This window comes from Flavobacterium sp. (genome assembly GCF_049318325.1).
Lineage (GTDB): Bacteria > Bacteroidota > Bacteroidia > Flavobacteriales > Flavobacteriaceae > Flavobacterium.
On sequence record NZ_JBMOGQ010000004.1, the window covers coordinates 1 to 20727 of the forward strand.

The 20727-nt window shown below is 33.2% G+C and carries 15 protein-coding genes and 1 tRNA gene; 9 read left to right on the plus strand and 7 right to left on the minus strand.

The features are described 5' to 3' along the window. The first annotated feature begins 62 nt into the window (after positions 1-62). The 4 genes from ACOYLP_RS01075 to ACOYLP_RS01090 all read left to right on the plus strand — a co-directional run bounded on the left by ACOYLP_RS01075 (position 63) and on the right by ACOYLP_RS01090 (position 6601). Entirely contained in the window at positions 63-1208 is a 1146-nt protein-coding gene (locus ACOYLP_RS01075; RefSeq protein ID WP_422854320.1) for a SusE domain-containing protein, read from the plus strand. A 71-nt stretch (positions 1209-1279) separates the two neighbouring features. Next, entirely contained in the window at positions 1280-4186 is a 2907-nt protein-coding gene (locus ACOYLP_RS01080) for an alpha-amylase family glycosyl hydrolase (protein ID WP_422854321.1), read from the plus strand. A gap of 116 nt (positions 4187-4302) precedes the next feature. Beyond that, entirely contained in the window at positions 4303-5640 is a 1338-nt protein-coding gene (locus tag ACOYLP_RS01085) for a hydroxymethylglutaryl-CoA reductase, degradative (protein ID WP_422854322.1), read from the plus strand. A 46-nt stretch (positions 5641-5686) separates the two neighbouring features. After that, the gene (locus ACOYLP_RS01090; protein ID WP_422854323.1) at positions 5687-6601 is read left to right on the plus strand and encodes a GYDIA family GHMP kinase; all 915 of its coding nucleotides are present in this window, start codon (positions 5687-5689) and stop codon (positions 6599-6601) included. Between the two features lie 56 nt (positions 6602-6657). Here ACOYLP_RS01090 and ACOYLP_RS01095 read toward each other — a convergent pair whose 3' ends face one another. From ACOYLP_RS01095 to ACOYLP_RS01125, 7 genes are all read right to left on the minus strand, one after another. Then, a complete protein-coding gene (locus tag ACOYLP_RS01095) occupies positions 6658-8757 on the minus strand; it encodes a peptidylprolyl isomerase (protein WP_422854324.1) in 2100 nt (699 codons plus the stop codon). Positions 8758-8864: 107 nt separating this feature from the next. Further along, positions 8865-10124, minus strand: coding sequence for a hemolysin family protein (locus tag ACOYLP_RS01100; protein WP_422854325.1), 1260 nt, complete (start codon positions 10122-10124; stop codon positions 8865-8867). Positions 10125-10127: 3 nt separating this feature from the next. Then, entirely contained in the window at positions 10128-10325 is a 198-nt protein-coding gene (locus tag ACOYLP_RS01105) for an LPXTG cell wall anchor domain-containing protein (RefSeq protein WP_422854326.1), read from the minus strand. A gap of 5 nt (positions 10326-10330) precedes the next feature. Next, the gene (lptC, locus tag ACOYLP_RS01110) at positions 10331-10882 is read right to left on the minus strand and encodes an LPS export ABC transporter periplasmic protein LptC (RefSeq protein WP_422854327.1); all 552 of its coding nucleotides are present in this window, start codon (positions 10880-10882) and stop codon (positions 10331-10333) included. Continuing rightward, positions 10882-12180 (minus strand): tetratricopeptide repeat protein, encoded by a 1299-nt coding sequence (locus ACOYLP_RS01115; protein WP_422854328.1) that lies wholly within the window; start codon positions 12178-12180, stop codon positions 10882-10884. Before ACOYLP_RS01115 ends, lptC begins: the two co-directional genes overlap by 1 nt. 12 nt (positions 12181-12192) lie before the next feature. After that, positions 12193-13461: a hypothetical protein gene (locus ACOYLP_RS01120; RefSeq protein ID WP_422854329.1), complete on the minus strand. Its 1269-nt coding sequence runs from the start codon at positions 13459-13461 to the stop codon at positions 12193-12195. Continuing rightward, positions 13454-14185, minus strand: a complete 732-nt coding sequence (locus tag ACOYLP_RS01125) for a type III pantothenate kinase (protein ID WP_422854352.1) — start codon at positions 14183-14185, stop codon at positions 13454-13456. The genes ACOYLP_RS01120 and ACOYLP_RS01125 overlap by 8 nt, the downstream gene beginning before the upstream one ends. Before the next feature lie 97 nt (positions 14186-14282). Here ACOYLP_RS01125 and ACOYLP_RS01130 point away from each other — a divergent pair. From ACOYLP_RS01130 to ACOYLP_RS01150, 5 genes are all read left to right on the plus strand, one after another. Continuing rightward, positions 14283-14355, plus strand: a tRNA-Phe gene (locus ACOYLP_RS01130). A 441-nt stretch (positions 14356-14796) separates the two neighbouring features. Further along, the gene (locus ACOYLP_RS01135) at positions 14797-15285 is read left to right on the plus strand and encodes a hypothetical protein (protein WP_422854330.1); all 489 of its coding nucleotides are present in this window, start codon (positions 14797-14799) and stop codon (positions 15283-15285) included. Positions 15286-15437: 152 nt separating this feature from the next. After that, complete coding sequence (locus tag ACOYLP_RS01140) at positions 15438-17606, plus strand: S9 family peptidase (RefSeq protein ID WP_422854331.1); 2169 nt, start codon at positions 15438-15440, stop codon at positions 17604-17606. A 26-nt stretch (positions 17607-17632) separates the two neighbouring features. Beyond that, positions 17633-19156 carry a peptide MFS transporter gene (locus ACOYLP_RS01145; protein WP_422854332.1) on the plus strand — a complete coding sequence of 508 codons (1524 nt, stop codon included), beginning with the start codon at positions 17633-17635 and terminating at the stop codon, positions 19154-19156. A gap of 71 nt (positions 19157-19227) precedes the next feature. Beyond that, complete coding sequence (locus ACOYLP_RS01150; RefSeq protein ID WP_422854334.1) at positions 19228-20727, plus strand: peptide MFS transporter; 1500 nt, start codon at positions 19228-19230, stop codon at positions 20725-20727.

Below are 20727 nucleotides of genomic sequence, written 5' to 3' on the forward strand. Positions count from 1 at the left end.
AATGCCAATCCAAACTTAACACAAAATACAGGTTATTAATAATTAATAAAAAAATGAAAAAAATGAAAAATACATTCAAAATACTTATTGCAGCTATTGCTTTTGTTGGTATATCATCTTGCACAGATGAGAATAATCTAAAAATATCAGACCCAACAACCGAAACGTTTTTAATAAAAACCCCTTTAAATGGGGACTCTATTATTCTATCTGAAACTACTCCTACAAATCCAGGAATCTCATTAACATGGAATCCTATGAATTATACAACACCTGCAGTTATTAGTTATACAGTTCAGATAGCCAAAGACGGTACTGATTTTGCGGAACCAATTGATTTAGGAACAACAACAGATCTTTTTGCTACTTTTCAATCTATGGATTTCAATCTAAAATGTTTGACAGCTGGGGCAGTCCCTTTTGTACAAACAGCTATAAATGTTAGAGTTAAATCAACTTCCGGAACAGTTGGAGCGCAGCCAGTTTATTCTAACTCTATCGTATATTTAGTGACGGCTTATGGTTGTTTAAACCAATATGCAGTCGGTCAAGGATTACCTCAATCAGGTTGGAATTGGAATAGTCCAAGAACGTTATTATGTGATAACGGAGTTCTAACTATGACAGCTGATTTTTTAAATGGACCTAGTGATACTTTTCGTTTCTTTACAACTCAAGGCGACTGGAGTACAGGAAAAAACTATCCATACTATACAGGTTTGAATTATAAAATTGTTTCAACTCTCGTAAATGCTGCTGATGGTGATCAAAACTTTAGAAATGTTGGTCCTGCTGGGAAATATAAATTAACAATCGATAGTAATAATAAAACTATTAATGTTGCTCCTAGAACTACTACTGGTGCTTTTGAACCAACGTCAAATTGGTTAGTAGGCGCTGCAACTCCTGGTGGATGGTCATGGTCAGGTAACAACGAAACAGAATTAGGTTTAGTTAATACAGGTATTTATGAAGTAGCTCTTAAATTAACATCAGACAATACTTTTAGAGTGTTTTTAGGAAACAATGGTGGCGATAGTTGGGGATTAGGAGATAGAAACTATCCTTGGTATGTATCTAACGGTTACACAATCGACTCTGAGTTAATTAATGCTAATGATGGAGATTCTAATTTTAAATACACTGGTCCAACTGGAGTTAGATTATTTAAAATAAACACTATTACAAAAGTTATATCAGTAGATTAATTATAAATAATTATAAAAAAATGATGGACTGAGATTAATTTATTCTCAGTCCATTTTATATCTTTAAAGTTATGAAAAGAAAATATTTTATCCTGATACTCCTGGTAGTTTTTTCTTATGTGTCTTTCGGGCAAGTAACAACATCTCCAACTACAGTTCTCGCAGATCAACCAGTTACAATTACATTTAATAAAACCGGTACAGAATTAGCCCCATATACAGGGATAATTTATGCCTACATAGGCGTTACCGTTAATGGAGTTGCATTTCAAAACATTAAAGGTAGTCCTAATTTTGTTAGTCCGCTTCATCCTCAGTTGACACAAGTCGGGACTACTTCAAATTACACCTTAACAATTACACCAGATTTATATACGTATTTTGGAGTGCCAACTAATAGTTCTATAACACAGATTTGTGTTGTTTTTAGATCAGCTGATGGAGCTTTGCAAACAAGACCAGATATTTTCATTCCTGTAGGAGCTTTTCAATATACTTTAACAGCACCATTATTAAATAGTAGTAATATTATAACAAGTGGTTCAAACGTTGCTATTACTGCAAACAACACTAACGGGAATGCAACCTATCAATTATTTGTTAATGGTTCAACTACGGCTTTAAATACGCAAACTACAGCTTCATATTCATTTACAGATACAAATGTTACAGTAAATAAAAATTATGAATTAAAAATTACGCAAGGAAATACAACCTTTACAGCTAAATTTTCCGTTGTAATTAATGGGACTCCTGTAGTTTCAGCACAAATACCCGCCGGATTAGTTGATGGAATCAATTATAATACTTCAGATCCTACGAAGGCAACTTTAGTTTTAAATGCCCCTTTTAAAAGTTTTGTATATGTTGCCGGAAGTTTCAACAACTGGCAGCCTACATCAGCGTATGCAATGAAAAAAGATAACACTTCTGGTTCTACAAAATTTTGGTTAGAATTAACAGGTTTAGTTCCAGGTCAAATATACGCTTACCAATATTGGGTTTGTGATGTTGTAAACTTACCAGCGAATTCTCCTGCAATTGTTAAAACAGCCGATCCTTTTTCAACTTTAGTTTTGTCTCCATTTGATGATCCAGAGATTATAACATTAGGAGTTTTTCCCGGACTTCCGGTTTATTCAACCATTGCACCTGGTCAAGAACGTGAAGTTACTGTTCTACAGACTGGATCAAATACTTTGTTTTCATACAATTGGAGTAGTGCAACTACAAATTTTGTTAAACCAAAAAAGAAAGATCTAGTTTTTTACGAAATTCTAGTTAGAGATTTCGATGCTAATAGAACCTATCAAGATGTAATTAATAAAATTGACTATTTTAAAAATCTTAAAATCAATGCCATTAAAATAATGCCAGTAATGGAATTTGAAGGCAATATGAGTTGGGGCTATAACACCGCCTTTCATATGGCTTTAGACAAGCGTTATGGCTCGCCTGCTAAGTTGAAAGAACTTATCGATTTATGCCACCAAAATGGTATAGCCGTCATTTTAGATTTAGCTTTAAATCATGTTTTTGGACGTTCCCCTCTTGAAAGAATGTGGATGCTTGATCCAGATAATGATGGATGGGCTAATACAAATACAAATGGAGAACGAACAACTTCAGAAAACCCTTATATTAATTTAACGCCTAAACATTCTTATAATGTTGGTAGCGATATAAATCATTTTAGAGAAACAGGTCCAGGGGGAAATTTAGCTAATACCTATTCAATTCGTACCATTCAATATTGGATTAATGAATTTAAGATTGATGGATTCCGTTGGGATTTAACAAAAGGGTTTACAAATGCATGTGGTTCATCTGACGAAGGTTGTACCAATGGTTACCAGTCTGATAGAGTTGCCAAATTGAAATGGTATGCTGACAATCAGTGGGCAGCTGATCCAAATTCATTAGTTATTTTTGAACATTTAGGAACTGGTGGTTCTGCATCAGAAGAAGTAGAATGGGCTAATTATCTTAGAAATGGTGATGCAAAAGGAATAATGCAATGGCGTAAAATGACCGATCCCTATGCTAATTTATTAAAAGGGAATTTTGCCGATTTAAACGGAGTTACTGATTCTTCTGACAGAATGATAGGGTATGCCGAAAGTCATGATGAAGAGCGAGTGGTTTATAAGGCATTAAATGAAGCAGGTCAAACACAAGGAAATTTATTTAAAGTGCATCAAAGACTTCCTGCAATGGGTGCTGTACTGTTTTTAGTGCCGGGGCCAAAAATGATGTGGCATTTTGGTGATTTAGGTTGGGATAGGTCTTTGTGGACTTGTAATAATGGAAATGTTTCTTATTCAAATCCAGATTGTAAACTAGATACTAAGCCACAACCACAATGGACAGAAAATTGGTTAGGAGATACAAACAGAAGTACCGTTTATAATGCTTGGGCAAAGATGATTGATTTGAAGAAAAATGAACCTGTTTTTGAGAACGGTCAATTCAGTTGGAATTTATCTGCAACTGGTAGTCCAAGATTGGATGTATGGACAAGTACTTCACAAACAGCTTCTTTAAGCTATGTTTTTGTGAGAACTAATTTTTCAGATAATACGTTAAATACTTCGGGTGGTTTTCCTTTTACGGGAACTTGGTATAATTTGATGGATAATACTCCGGTTAATGTTACTTCAACTTCACAAAATATATCAATAGAACCAGGAGGATTTAGAGTATATGGAAATAAAGAGGCAGCCTTAAGTTCTCAAGAATTTGACATTGTAAACGATCTAAGTATATATCCTAATCCTACTTTAGGAACATTTAGCATTAACCATTTAGTTACTAATGTTGAAATATACTCAATAACCGGACAGTTAGTAAAATCTTTTAATACTATTTCATCAGAGAATTATCTATTTGATGTAAATGATTTGAGTAACGGAGTTTATTTAGTTAAAGCAATTGATAGCAACAATAGTTCTAAAACAATGAAATTAATTAAACAATAAAGTTAGATTAGTTTTTTATTTTAAAGAGCCACGTTTTTATAACGTGGTTTTTTTTAAGTAATATTTTCAAAAGCTAAACCTTATCTTTGTAGCTAATTAATATTTTATTCCTATTTATGAATAATGAAGTTGCGGGTTTTTCCAAATTATCCAAAGAAGAAAAAATCAATTGGATTGCCAATGAGTATTTTGCCAATCCAACAGAAGCTGTTGCGACGATAAAACAGTATTGGAATAACGATTCTAAGCTCCAACAACTGCACGATGAGTTTATAGAAAACACGATTTCCAACTTTTATTTGCCAATGGGAATTGCACCTAATTTTCTAATCAACGGCAAATATTATTCGGTGCCAATGGTTATTGAAGAAAGTTCGGTTGTTGCTGCTGCTGCCAAATCGGCTAAGTATTGGAGCACTCGTGGTGGATTTAAAGCCAACGTTTTAAATACCCAAAAAATAGGGCAGGTACACTTTATGTTCAAAGGGAATACAGCTAAACTTGAGCAGTTTTTTACATTGATAAAACCCAATTTGATTGCTTCCACAGAAAGCATTACCAAAAAAATGCAAAAGCGTGGTGGCGGAATTACGTCTTTAGAACTCAGAAATAAAAATTCTGAATTAGAAAATTACTTTCAATTGCATGTGACTTTTGAAACTAAAGACAGCATGGGTGCGAATTTCATCAATTCCTGCTTGGAACAATTAGCAAAAACACTAAAAGAAGAAGCAAAAAATTATTCAGATTTTAATGAAACTGAAAAAGAGATTACGGTGGTAATGAGCATACTTTCAAATTATGTCCCTAATTGTATAGTTCGTGCCGAAGTTTCCTGTAAAGTAGAAGAACTCGCCGAAAACCTGTCTGCCGGAAAGCAAGGTAAAATAAGAAACCCCAACGAGTTTGCTGAGAAATTTGTTCAAGCTGTTCGTATTGCAGAGATTGAACCTTTCCGAGCCGTTACGCATAATAAAGGAATAATGAATGGTGTTGATTCGCTTGTTTTAGCAACCGGGAATGATTTCCGTGCCGTTGAAGCGGGTGTACATGCTTATGCTTCACGCAATGGTCAATATTCTAGTTTGTCACATGCCAAAATCGAAGACGGAATATTTACTTTTTGGATGGAAATTCCGCTAGCATTAGGTACCGTTGGTGGATTAACATCATTACATCCATTAGTAAAACTGGCTTTCGAAATTTTAGGAAAACCCTCTGCACAGGAATTAATGCAAATCGCTGCTGTAATAGGTTTAGCCCAAAACTTTGCAGCACTGCGTTCGCTAACTACAACCGGAATTCAGGAAGGACATATGAAAATGCACATCAATAATATTCTCAATCAGTTTGAAACCACAGCAGAAGAACGAAAAATAATTAAAACCCATTTTGAAAACAATTCGATTTCGCATGCTTCAGTTGTTGAATTTATTGAAACATTAAGAAAATAATCAGCATCTATTTTATAAAATAAATTCGTGCATTCGTTGAAAAAAAATGAAGCAAACTTTTTACAGTAACGGAAAATTACTCATCACAGGAGAATATTTAGTGCTTGATGGCGCCAAAGCTTTTGCGTTGCCTACTAAGTTTGGTCAAAATTTAATCATTGAAGAAATCGAAGGACAAATTATCCATTGGAAAAGTATTGACAGCGATGGAAACATTTGGTTTGAGGATACTATTCCGTTTTTATCTATTGTTAAAAAAGAGCGTTTTGATTATACCAAGAACATAAAAAACACCTTAATTGAGATTTTGCATGAAGCATATTTGATGAATTCTGATTTTATAACTTCTTCGAAAGGATATACAATCAGAACCGAATTGACTTTTCCGAAATTTTGGGGTTTAGGTACCTCTTCTACCTTAATCAACAACATTGCTCAATGGCTCGAAATAGATGCATTTGAGCTCTTAAAAAGAAGTTTTGGAGGTAGCGGTTACGATTTAGCCTGCGCTCAAAATAACAGCCCTATTTTATATCAGTTGATCAACGAAAAGCCAGTGGTTAACACAGTAAATTTTAAACCTGATTTTTTAGAAAATATCTTTTTTGTTTATCTAAATAAGAAACAAAATAGCAAGAGTGCGATTGCGTCTTATTATGGTAAACATGGTAATGTCCAAACTGACTTGGAAACCATTAATTCGTTTACAAAAAGGGTAATTGAAGCAGTAACTTTAAAAGAATTTGCCCTCGCCTTACAATATCACGAAATTGAATTGAGTAACATTCTGGAATTAACAACCGTTAAAGAAGCATTGTTTCCCGATTTTGATGGTGTGATAAAAAGCCTTGGTGCTTGGGGTGGCGATTTTGTGATGTGTATCTCTAAAGAAAACCCAACCGATTATTTTAAGGCAAAAGGTTTTGAGACTGTGATTCCTTATGGTGAAATGATTCTATAAAAAAACCGTCTTGTGTAGTTAACAAGACGGTTTTTTTATTTATGTGTGATTGCTAATTAATAAAAATCAGCTCTATTATCTACTATGTCAGCATCTTCTTTTAGCGCTTGCATAAATCTGCCTGAATTTCCAACGGCTTGTTGTTTTACTTTAGCAATAAAATCATCATATTTTTTAATGACTGGTGCTTTGGTAACAACTTTTGTAGCGATTACATACACTCCTGAATTTCCTTCAATTGGTTTTGATACTTGACCAACTTTAGATGAAAAAGCCAATCCTACTATTTTAGGTTCATAGCCGGCATTTGGTACAGAAGGATTTTCAATCGTTAAGTCAATAGCATTCATAACAGTAACTTTATTAGATGCTGCAATTGAAGCTAAAGAGCCACCTTTAATCTTTGCGATTATATTTGCAGCTTTCTTTTTGTTTTTTAAGATTGGCTCAACTTGCGGTCTTGCTTCTTCAACCGACATTAATCCTTTTGGAGCAATGCTTTTTAATTTAGCAATTACATGGCCAACATTTACAATTTCAAAACGTTTAACGCTACCAATTTTGGTATCACCTTCAAAAGCCCATTTCACAATTTGTCTTTGATTGCTTATAGAACCAAAACTTTCATCAATGGCTTTTACTCTTACCGCTGGAATTGAAGTTAATTTGTTATCCTTAACAAGTTTAGCAAAATCTTTATCAGCGGCATCCATTTCAAATTTGGTTGCTTGTGTGTAGATTTTATCATTAGTTGCTTCAGATGGCTCAATTTTCTGAGCAATAGTTGCTAATCTAACAGCATCTTGCTTATCAGTTACCTGGATAATATGGTAACCAAATTGTGTTTCTACCAAGCCGATTTTTCCGATAGGATTTCCAAAAACAAAATCATTAAAAGGTTTTACCATTTGCCCTGGACCAAAAAGTCCTAAATCTCCACCTTGTTGTGCAGATGAATCATCTGAGTTAGACATGGCTAACATCATAAACATTCCAGGATTGGCCTGTGCTTGCGCTAATAAACCATCTGCTTTAGCTTTAGCTTGTTCCTTTGTTCTTTTTTCTTTTTTGTTTGGAACTTGGGTTCCTTCCCAGCTAATTAAGATGTGACTTGCTTTTGCTTTCGCTCCGGCTTTTCTTCCTAATCCTTTTGAAAGACAATAGTAATTACCCTTCATATACGGTCCGTAAATCTCGCCTGCAGGCAAATTAAATAATTGTTCAGCGTGTTCTGCTGGTAAGTCTTGTTTTGAAATATAAGTTGAGTCAAACGGAATATCTGAATTTGCGTTAACAAAATCAGCGTTGTCAGCTACAGTTCTAAATCCTTGAATTGTATCATTTTTACCTGTTTCTTTATTGTAACGAACACTTGGTAATAATAAAGCATCTACATTTTTCTTTATTTCAGCCTCATCAGCAGCTGATGGTTTTTCCGAGATTAAGACATAATCCAACTCACGAGATTCTTCCGATTTGAATTTTTTCTCTTTCGTTTTCATGTATGCCGTAATTTCCTCATCAGTTACTTTTACATCGCTGTCTTTTATAGATGAAAAAGGTACCATTACATAATCAAAGCTCACTTTGTTAGATTCAGCTTCGTATTTGAATTTTCCTTCGGTTTGAGTAGCATACATTCCGCCTTTTATCAAAGAATTGTATATTTCATACTTTGCTCTTAACTCAGCATTTTTTTCCTGCTCTTTCAACATTTGCATTCCGTTTGGAACTTCTTTGAAATAATCTTTAAACTTATTTAAGTCAAATTTTCCGGCAGCGTTCAAGAACATTTGGTTCTGTCCGATATTTGGGTCAGATTTGAATGCTTCTATAATATGTTTTTCGCCAACACGTATTCCTAATTTTTCGAATTCAGCGTTAAGCAAAGCAACTTGAACTTCTTGATTCCAAACTTGGTTTGAAGCTTGCATAGAAGTCATTTGTTGACCGTTTTGAGCATTCTTTTCTGTGTTTGCTACTTTTATTCTAAATTCGTCAAATGAAATATCTTTTCCATTTACAGATCCTACGTCGGTGGAAATGCTTTTCATTCCACTGTTGAATATGTCTTGTATTACAAATGCTAATAAAGCAAAACCTATCGCTAATAAAAGTAAGCCCGAACGTTTTCTAATTTTTGATAAAACTGCCATTTCTATTTTTGTTAATTTTTAATTCAGTCTGCGAAAATACAATTATCTGTGAAATAATAATAATCACGCCGTTATATTTTCATCTAAATTTTAATTTTTTTCAGAAATTAATCTAATATCGTCATTTTTACTAATTCAATTTTCTTATTAGTAGCTTCTTCAATAATAAATACAAAATTTCCGATGGTTATTTGAGCTCCTTTTTGCGGTATTTCTTTTGAAAAATCTACAATAAATCCGCCCAAAGTTTCATAAGAATCGCTTTCCGGTACATTCAATTTGTAGGTTTCGTTTATGTACTGAACATCCAAACGTGTTGAAAAAATATAATTTAAATCATCTATTTTATTTTCTACTAATTCTTCTTCAGAATCGTGTTCATCTTCAATTTCGCCAAACAGTTCTTCGACTATATCTTCCATGGTCACTATGCCCGAAGTGCCACCGTATTCATCTAAAATTACTGCTATACTTTTTCGTTTTTTGGTCAATAAATTCATGGCGTCTTTTATCAAAATTGTTTCAGGGACAAATTCTACCGGAATCATAATCGATTTGATACTACGTGGTTTTTTGAATAGTTCGAACGAATGGACATAGCCTACTATATCATCTAATGTATTGTTGTAAACTACTATTTTTGAATAACCTGTTTTTATAAAAAGGTCTCTTAAATCAATTATGGAACTGTGCAAATCAACAGCAACGAGTTCTGTTCTTGGGGTCATAATTTCTCTAGCTTTCACACCAGAAAATTCTAGTGCATTCTGAAAAATCTGAATTTCAGAATCAACAGTTTCATGATCTTGAACGGAATTCATTTGTTCCGAAATATAATTTCCCAATTCCACTTTGCTGAAGGATAAATTGATTTGGTCGCCTTCGGTTTTGAAAAACTTTCGCAGTACATAATCGGAAATCCAAATTAGAAACGACGAAATATAATAAAAGAGTTTATAGAAAAAATAAGCCGGCAAGGCAAAGAATTTGATAAAAGTATTCGCGTAAATCTGAAAAAACACCTTTGGCAAAAACTCGGAAGTCATTAAAACAATAAGTGTTGAAATGGTTGTCTGCAATAATAAATTTGAAAAGTCAGTTAAATGGAATCCCAAATTTACAAACCATCTCATAAGCAATTCACCCATAAAGAACCCGTAGACAACCATAGAAACATTATTCCCCACTAACATAGTGGCAATAAACTTGGATGGTTTTTGGGTAAGTTTGGTTAGGATTTTGGAAATAAAATCGTCTTGTTTTTTTTCAATTTCAAGGTAAATTTTATTGGAAGAAACAAAAGCTATTTCCATTCCAGAGAAAAAAGCGGAAAGTATCAAGCATAGAATGATTATTCCAATTTCCATGAATTAGGTTTTTTTGTTGTGGTCGTCAAATTTTTTTGAAAATTTTCTTCTAAATAAGAACATGAAAACACCGACTAGGGCAAAACCAGCACTTAAATAGGCTTTGTTTGTTTCGCCTGATTCAAATTTCTGAAAGGCATCAAATGCAAAAATGAATCCAGCAAGTAAATAGGCGTATTGGGTAAATCTTAAATAGTTCATAGTTATTATTCTGACTGGACTTCTCCAGATATTTTTTGTGAGTTTACTTTTTTGAAATCTTTACTAAAATCAATTCCTTCACCATAAGATACACCTTTCGGCGAAGTAAATTTAAACTTTTTTTCGGTAAAAAACCATTCGTTTTTCTGGTCATAATACAATTGCTCTGTTTCGAGCAATTCGCCATTTTGATTGGATATTTTTACGGCGTTCTGCAAATCAATAATATTAGTATTTTTATGAGATACGGCATACATAGCATCAATATAGGTTTGCTTCCCGTTTTTATCAAATAATGTTAAATGAATGCCTTTTGGAAATTCGGTAAATGGAAATTCGACTGTAGCATAATCCAGCATTTTTGGACTTATCAAATTGGCGGTAATTCTTCCTGAATCAGTATATTTTAAGTTAATACCATCAGCATCACCACTTGGTGAAAATTCGGCAAAACCCATTTTTTGAACATCGCGAAAGTTGCTTTCACAACCCATTTCAAAAAAACAAAAAAGAATTGCTACAATATATGGGATACAATTTCTAGTAGGGTACTTCATTATTTTGCAGGAAAAGTAATGGTTTCATTAATCCAACATCCAATGGTTACTAATTTACCATTCATTTTTGCTTTGGAAATTTCGTCAGCAGTAAGCGATTTAGCTTCATAATCTTTAGCTGCTTTATCAGCTGTTGGTTTCAACCTCGGTTCAGCAACTCCAGCTTTTTGAGCAGTTTGAATTGCTAAGTAATAAACAGCTTTCTTTTCAAAATCAGTTTTGCCACAATCGTTAGAACTGTTGGAATAAAGTTGCGCTAAAAACAAATATGCTTTCCCCATTTTTGGATCAGAAGACAAAGCTTTTTTTAAGTATTCTTTTGATTTTGGTAAATCGTTAGCCAATAAACCGGTAGCAAGTGTGTAATATATTTTGGCTTTTTCTATCGGATTTGTTTGTAATTCGGCAGATTCGTTATAAAATTTAATTGCTTCAGGGAACTTTCTTTGTTGAAGTTTTGCCAATGCCATGAAATTAGCTGATTGAGTCGTAACCTTCATTGCATAAAGTTTTTCTGCCAAAGTGTTAAAGATTGGTTTTGCAATGCATTTGCCTGAAAGACTTAGTAAAGCTGAAGTTATCCAATCTCCATTTTCTTGATTGTCAGAATAATTTTTAGTGTAAAAAGCATCTAAATTTTCACAGGTTGCCAAATCTTTTATCAATTTATTAATAGCTGTTTGGGCCGTTTTATAATCTCTGTTTTGCTTCGCTTGTTCACTGTCATTCGAGTCCGGTTTTGCAGCTAGCAATTGGTTAAGTAAGGAATTAACCAAAGTATATTTTTCTAAAACTGAATTCGACGTTATTGATTTATCACCATTGTTGAACTTTTCACAATACATACTGAAATAAGTAAAGATTGCATTGACAGCGGTAACTTTATTAGAAGCTTTGGTAAAGCCACGATCTAATAGGCTAAAAATTTCTTCTTTGGCATCAATTTTATTATCAACCAAAGTCATGGCTTTATTCACTTCAAAATCCTGAGTTGTTAAAGGAAAGTACTTATTGTATTGGTCATACAATTTTAAGACATCACGAACTAATTTTTCTTTTTCTTCTGCTGAAGCTGCATTGTCAATTTTGTATTGAATAATTTCAATCCCATCCGTATAAACCGCTTCGTTTTCTTTTGGGCAATTTTTGCTGACAGCAGTCCAAGTATCGAATGATTCAGCAATTTTTTTTGCCTTAAAAAGCTCTTGATATTCGGTCATTTTAGTTGGACAATCAAATTTTTGAGCATTGCTATTTGTAATAAACATAACGCCAAGTAAAAAAATAATTGCCTTCATAAATTATGAATTTTAGTCGAATTTACGTTTCACAAACCATTTGTCGCTTAATGATAAACCAACACTTAAGTTAAAATAATTTTCTTCTACCAAGTTGTAGTATTTTGTACCTCTTTTACCAATTTCAAGTCCGATATTAATGTTGGTAAAGGTACCGCTTAATGGTATTCCTAAGCCAATATTGGCTGCAAAATCAGTAATCGATTTATCTTGTATAACTAAACCTGTGTTTTCATAACGCACGCCGCCACGGTAAACAATTCTCTTGTAATAACTAGAGTAGGAATTATAATTAGGTATAAAGAATCCACCCAGACTATAACGAACAGAATTTTCAAAAGTAGCGCCATCAATGTCAGTAAAACGATTAGACATCACACTGTTTTGTGTAAACGTAATTTCTCCGCCGACCAACCATTTTTTTACTTCCCCAAAACCGGAACCGAAACTTAATTTTGACGGAAGTTTTATTTTGGTATCCGCAACTGCAATGTTTTGTGTTTCGACTGGACGAACGCTTGAAATCGTCACCAACACGACCTCTATATTACGAGTATTACCGGAGGTTAATACCGCTTCTGGTGTATATGCCAAACTACTAAAGAAAGAATATTTTGAGTTTACTTTTCTCTGATAGGTTATACCTAAATCAAAATTAACGCCTCGCAAATCAGACACATTGTTTTCTCTTGATCCATATTGCAAATCCGTCTGATATTGTAAACTATTCGTTTCTATAGTTCCAAAATTATATTGTAAATCACCACCAATATTTATATTTTTAGTAAGACGATATCCAAAACCTAAAAAAACTTTGTTAACTCCGCCAATTCCATTATATCTTGAAATAATGCTTCTAATTGTGTCATTATTGTTGTTGGTAACATAGGTTGTTCTTCCTATTTTATATCCAACGGAAGAATAAGGAATAAGCCCAAATCCGATTCCAACTTTACCGACCGGAACCCCGACGATCATATAATCTAAAGATGTTCTTCGCGCTTTTGCTTCTTGAGTTTCTGTTTTAGATTTTGTATTAGCATATGTTCCGCCAAGAGCAAGTCCTGTTAGTTTTAAACATGCCAATTGAGCCGGATTTTGAATGTTTATATGAATACTGTCCGGAAGAACAGAAACGCTTCCCATGGAACGATTTTCGACAGATCCTTTAAATTTAATATCGCCGATTCCGTAAAAAGAATAAGGGGAAGATGTACTTTCTTGAGCAAAAATTGCCAATGAAAAAAGTAAACAGATGCTTACTATAATTTTTTTAATCATTTTGATTGTATTGAAATGTTTGGTTCAAACTTGCTAACAGGAAATTTGAATTGGCAAATATGGCATTTTTTAATCGCATAGCCAAAAAATCTGTGTCGCCACCCGTTAAAATTATGATAAATTTAGTGTATTGGGTTTTGTAAAGTTCAATAAATCCATCAATTTCTAAAACAACACCATTAATTACTCCAGAATGAATTGATTCTTGAGTAGAATTTCCAATAAAACTATCCGGATATTTTTTTGTTAACAAAGGCAATTTTGCTGTTTGTTGATGTAATGTTTCATAACGCAAACGAAGGCCGGGAGAAATGGCGCCACCGAGATAATTGTCATTTTCATCAATAAAGTCATACGTAATACAGGTTCCAGTGTCGATAACTAATCGATTTTGATTTGGGAATTGTAAAACAGCACCTGCCGCCAAAACCATTCTGTCGATTCCTAGTGTTGATGGAGTGCAGTATAAATTAGTAAATGGGAATTTACTTTCGTGCGTTATAAAATCAATTTCGACTATGCTTTCTAAAGTAAAAAACAATTCTTTTTCTATGTTTCCTACTGAAGCGACCACTAATTTTTTGATTTTTGGAAACGTATTCAGGATACGTTTAGTTTCTGTCAAAACTGTCTCTTGGGTTAAAACAAAAAGTTCTACAAGTGTATTTTGTTCAAAGACAGCGGCTTTAATTCGAGTATTTCCAACATCAATGGTTAAAAGCATAGGAATGTTTTTGGTCATCAAAGTTACGAATAGTTTTTTTTTAGTATTTGTTTTGGATAAATTAAAAATCATTCTATATTTGCACCCGCATTAAAAAGGTACCTTAGCTCAGTTGGTAGAGCAATGGACTGAAAATCCATGTGTCCCTGGTTCGATTCCTGGAGGTACCACAAAAAAAAACACCTTAATTGTTTGATTCAAAACAATTAAGGTGTTTTTTATTTCTGAAAGTGTAAAACAAAGTGTAAAACAATAGCTTTTTAATCTTTTTTTCAGACCTCAATAACATTACGTTCGAGAGTTAATAAATTTAAATAATAGTTAGGAATTGTTTCCTTTTTGATTCTACTATGGATATTTTGTAGATATGGAAGTAAAACTATTACATTACAATTTTCTTCTTCAGTCATTGAGATAATGTTTTAGTGATGAGTAGGTTAAACACTAGGCCAAGAAAAAATTTTGGGTTATAAAACATCTAGTGACCTTTTTTGATAATATAGTAACGAAAAAAAACTTGCATTTGGTGGTTGAATCTGAGTTGTAAAAAAGAATTATTTAATTTTAAATATTAAATTTGAAAAATATAATAACAAAATAAATATTTTAATATGAAAAAACTGAAATGCACCATTGTGTTCTTCCTTATGATTGCTAATATTTCTTTTGCACAAACAAAAAATAGTACAACCTCTTCTAAGGCTTCGGCAGCACCTGAAAAAACCAATTTGATGCCAGAGAAAACTAGTATAACTACTGAGGAAGAATACAATTACATCACAAAAGGCTACCAAATACAAGTATCAAGTGGGCTCGATATGAAAAAAGGGTATGCTGTCGGGAATGATATTTTATTCGTGGATGGCGCCTACGACATCAAGTTGATCCCAATTTACAAAGTCGTTAACAATGAGAATATTTTAGTTGGTTATGTTTGTAATGCACTTTCAAGAGTATGGAATAAAACCTATTGGTTTGGCTTTCCAATAGGCAACAAGGCATTGCTCGACAAGTCTTTTGAATCCATAAGTTCAACCTTAGACAAGGCAATGATTCTTGCGTTATTTAAAGCATTCGCAAATTTTTATCTCATTAAATAGCGATAGTTAGTTCGATTCCTCAAGTTACCATACAAAAACCCATCGCCTAAAAGTTGATGGGTTTTTTGTTTAAAACTACTTTTAATATAAAAAAGTGTCATTATTTATATTTTTTTCACTAAAATTGACCGTTTTTTAAAATTACAATTTTAATGAAATCAAAACTAGTATTCGTAATATTATTTTTATCAGGCTTTAATTTAATAGCCCAACAAAAACTTACAGTAGAAGAAATTTATTCGGGAGCCTTTAGAACCGAGACCATGGACGAACTCTTCGCCATGAAAAACAGTAATCAATATGCTGTACTCAACTTTGATAGGAGTTCAAGAAGTATGCAACTTGATTTATATGATTTTGCAACACTTCAGAAGATAAACACTATTGTTGATACTAAAAATTTCCCTGCACTTGCTGACGGTATTGATAGTTTTGTTTTCAGTAAAGATGAAAAACAACTTTTAATTGCCATTAACACCAATGCAATATTTCGACATTCATTTACAGCTGATTATTTTCTCTACAATTTGGCTTCTAAAAAATTGACAAAAATAGCATCCCAATTGCAGGAGCCAACCTTTTCTCCTGATGGTTTAAAAATAGGTTTTGCCAAAGAAAACAATCTTTTTATATACGATATTGCCTCAGAAAAAATTACCCAAGTTACTACAGATGGGAAAAAGAATAGCATTATTAATGGTATTACTGATTGGGTTTATGAAGAAGAATTTGCTTTCGTTAGAGCTTATGATTGGAGTGCAGACAGTAAAAAATTGGCCTACATCCGTTTTGATGAGAGTCAAGTGCCCGAGTTTTCGATGACTATTTTTCAAAAAGAATTATATCCAAAAATAGAAACATTTAAATATCCAAAAGCAGGAGAAAAGAATTCTGAAGTTTCTTTGTTTGTTCATGATGTAAATACGGGTAGTTCAAAAGAAGTTAATTTAGGAAACTATAATGATTTTTATATCGCACGAATGAAATGGACCAACGATGCTAATGTTCTTTGTGCTCAAGTATTAAATAGACATCAAGACAATCTGGATTTGCTTTTCATTGATGGTACTTCCGCAACTTCAAAAGTAGTATTAAATGAAAAAGATAAAGCTTACATTGATGTTAACGATAATTTAACATTCTTAAAGGATAACAGTTTTATTTGGACATCTGAAAAAGACGGGTTTAATCATATTTATGTATATGATAAAACAGGTAAGTTGAAAAATCAAGTCACAAAAGGTAATTGGGAAGTTACCGCTTATTATGGTTTGGACGAAAAGACAAAAACAGTTTTCTATCAATCGGTAGAAAATGGTTCTACAATTAGAGATGTATACAGAATAGGGTTGGATGGGAAAAATAAAGTAAAACTATCTTCTCAAATTGGGACCAACTCAGCTACTTTTAGTCCCAATTTCCAATATTTCATCAATACCTATTCTAGTACCACACAACCTACAATTTACACTCTGAATTATACTAAAGATGGAAAACAAATTCAATCCATTATTGACAACAAAGTTTTAGCTGATAAACTTATAAAATACAATCTGCCTGCTAAAGAATTCTTTGAACTTACTACTGAAAAAGGCAATAAATTAAATGCTTGGATGATTAAACCTAAAGACTTTGATGCTAACAAAAAATACCCAGTTTTTATGTATCAATATTCAGGTCCTGGATCTCAACAAGTCGATAACAAATGGAATACTGCAAACGACTATTGGTTTATGATGCTTTCACAACAAGGGTATATCACTGTTTGTGTAGATGGAAGAGGAACCGGTTTTAAAGGAGCAGCTTTCAAAAAAGTAACCCAAAAGCAACTAGGGAAATTAGAAGTAGAAGATCAAATAGACGCTGCAAAAGTCATAGGAAACTATTCGTATGTTGATAAAACAAGAATTGGTATATTTGGCTGGTCGTATGGTGGATTCATGTCGAGTAATTGTTTGTTTAAAGGTGCCGAAGTTTTCAAAATGGCAATAGCTGTAGCACCTGTAACCAACTGGCGATTTTACGATAGCATTTATACAGAGCGTTATTTACAAACGCCTCAAGAAAATGCTAGTGGTTATGATGACAATTCGCCAATAAATTTTGTTTCAAAACTAAAAGGAAACTTTTTATTAATTCACGGAAGTGCTGATGATAATGTGCATGTTCAAAACAGTATGCAAATGGTTGAAGCTTTGGTACAAGCCAACAAACAATTTGACTGGGCTATTTATCCTGATAAAAATCACGGCATTTATGGAGGAAAAACCAGAATTCAATTGTATAACAAAATGACAAATTTTATTAAAGAAAAATTATAATTAACCAATAACCAAAACAACTTAATATGAATGAAACTAAAGTAAAAACAGGACATCCAAAAGGATTATACTTCCTTTTCTTCACCGAAATGTGGGAACGATTTAGTTATTATGGAATGAGAGCCATTTTCATCCTATTTATGACAAAAGTATTATTAATGAAAGATGCTGATGCATCTCAAATTTATGGAAGCTATACAGGCTTAGTTTATCTAACGCCACTTTTGGGAGGATATCTTTGTGATAAATTCCTTGGAAACAGAAGAAGTATTATTATTGGAGGATTGCTTATGGCAATTGGTCAGTTTTTTATGTTTTTTAGTGCTTCTGCTGGTGCTAATGGAGGTGTTTTATTAATGTGGATGGGATTGACAGCAATTATCATAGGAAATGGTTTCTTTAAACCAAACATTTCAACCATGGTTGGACAATTATATCCTGCTAATGACAGAAGAATTGACAGCGCTTTTACTATTTTTTATATGGGAATAAATTTAGGCGCTTTCTTCTCGCCTTTAGTTTGTGGTTCTATGGATTTTAAATGGGGATTTTTAGCAGCTGGAGTTGGAATGTTAATAGGTCTAGTTGCGTTTGTTCTAGGTCAAAAAAAATACTTGATTTCTGAAGAAGGAAAGCACATTGGTTTACCAGTTAAGAAATTAGACTTAAAAAGCATTGGGATGATTGTAGGATCAATTGCAATTATTTTCTTTATGTTAAATTTCAAACAAATTGTAGGTAGCGATGTAGATGTTATCAGTTACTTTATTTATGGTTCGATGGTGGCAATGCCTATATTGATTTTTAGCGATAAAAGTTTGTCTAAAATCGAAACCCAAAGAATAACCGTAATTTTTATCTTGGCTTTTTTCGTTATTTTCTTTTGGGGAGCCTTTGAACAAGCAGGAGCTTCTTTGACTTTATTTGCTGATAGACAAACAGAAAGAACACTTTTTGGTTGGGAAATGCCGGCGTCTTATTTTCAATCGGTAAATCCATTAGGAGTTATTGCATTGGCACCAATTATGACTATTGTTTGGGGATTTTTATATGCAAGAAAATTAGAGCCATCATCACCTAAAAAAATGGCAATTGGATTAGGATTAGTGGCAATGGGCTATGTTGTAATAGCAATAGCTGTAAAAGGTTTAGGTTTAGGAGATAAAGTGTCAATGTGGTGGTTAATTGGTTTATATGTGATTCATACAATCGGAGAATTATGCTTATCGCCAATCGGATTGTCAATGGTTTCTAAATTAGCACCATTACGTTTGTCTTCTTTAATGATGGGAACATGGTTTTTAGCAAATGCAGCGGCCAATAAATTTGCTGGAACATTAAGTGCTTTAATTCCAGGTGGCGAAGACGGAACTGGTGGTTCAACTCACTTTTTAGGATTTGAAATTACTAACCTTTATGAGTTTTTTGTGTTATTTATTATTATGTCCGGAACTGCCGCGGCTATACTATTTGTCTTAAGTTCTTGGCTTGAAAAAAGAATGCATAATGACCATGTTGAAGGGGTTAATTTAGAAGTTGAGAATAGATAAATTGTTTTAAAAATATTTTTATATCTTTCTAACCTCCAAGATACTTGGAGGTTTTTTAATTTAAACGCTATATGAAACAAAATCTGACTTTAGAACAAATTCAAAACTTCGAAGGGAAATATCCAAAACAATTATGGTATTTATTTACCGTAGAAATGTGGGAACGCTTCTGTTTTTATGGAATGCGGGGTGTTTTGACCATTTTTATGGCAGACAAATTACTAGGATTGGCATTGTCCGATAAAGAGGCAAATCTTAAATATGGAGCGATTCAAGCATTTGTATATGCCTTCACTTTTTTGGGCGGTATTTTTGCGGATAAGATTTTAGGATTTAAAAAGTCGCTTCTTTTTGGAGGAGTTGTAATGATAATTGGAAATTTGCTGATAGCTTTTTCACCGCAAGACATGTTTTATGTGGGAATAACCCTTTCTATTATCGGGACAGGATTTTTCAAGCCGAATATTTCTTCAATGGTTGGTGAACTTTATAAAGAGGGTGACAGCAGAAGGGATGCCGGTTTCGGATTGTTTTATTCTGGTATAAATATCGGAGCCTTACTAGGCGGAGCCGTTTGTGTCTATTTCGGAACTAGTGAAGACTATGGTTGGAGTTATGCCTTTTTAGCAGCTGCGTTAGTAATGCTTATTGGGTTGGTGACATTTGTGTTTACTAAAAAATCGTTAGGTCCAATTGGAGATTCTCCACTTTTACATTTGCCAACAACCAAAAGAACAACCAAAGAAATATTAGTTTACATAGGTGCTTTGATAAGTATTCCATTTATTTTTATGATGATAAAAAATACTGATTATACAGATTACTTTATGTACACCATTGGACCTTTAGCAATACTTTATTTTTTATATGAAACTTACCTAGAGAAAGATACTAAATCGCAGCGAAAATTGATAGCTGCTTTTATATTTATATTGTTCTCTGTCATATTTTGGGCATTCTTTGAACAAAGCGGAGGTTCATTAGCATTATTTGCAAAAGACAATCTACATCACAATTTATTGGGATTTGATTCTAATCCGAATATTATAAATAACACAGCAAATTCCTTGTTTGTTATTATTTTTAGCCCAATTCTTGGATTAGTTTGGATCGCTATGGCAAAAAAGAAAATAGAACCCAATACGGTAATTAAGTTTGGACTGGGATTTTTGTTTTTAGCATTGGCGTTTTATGTATTTTATTACACCAAATTTTTCGCAGATGAAAAGGGTTTAACCTCCTTAAATATTTTCACATTAGCCTATTTTGTAATCACTTTTGGAGAGTTGTGTTTGTCTCCAATCGGCTTGTCAATCATGACAAAATTATCTCCTAAAAGATTATCGGGAATGATGATGGGGATGTGGTTTTTAGCTAGTGCTTATGGGCAATATGCAGCAGGTTTATTAGGCGCCGGAATGTCATCGCCGGATGAAAATGCTTCATCAATCACCAAGTTGGATGGATATACACAAGGATATTATCAACTGGCTGTTTATGCACTTATCGCTGGATTAATATTAATAATTTTCACGCCATTGATTAAAAAATTAATGCAAGAAGTAAAATAA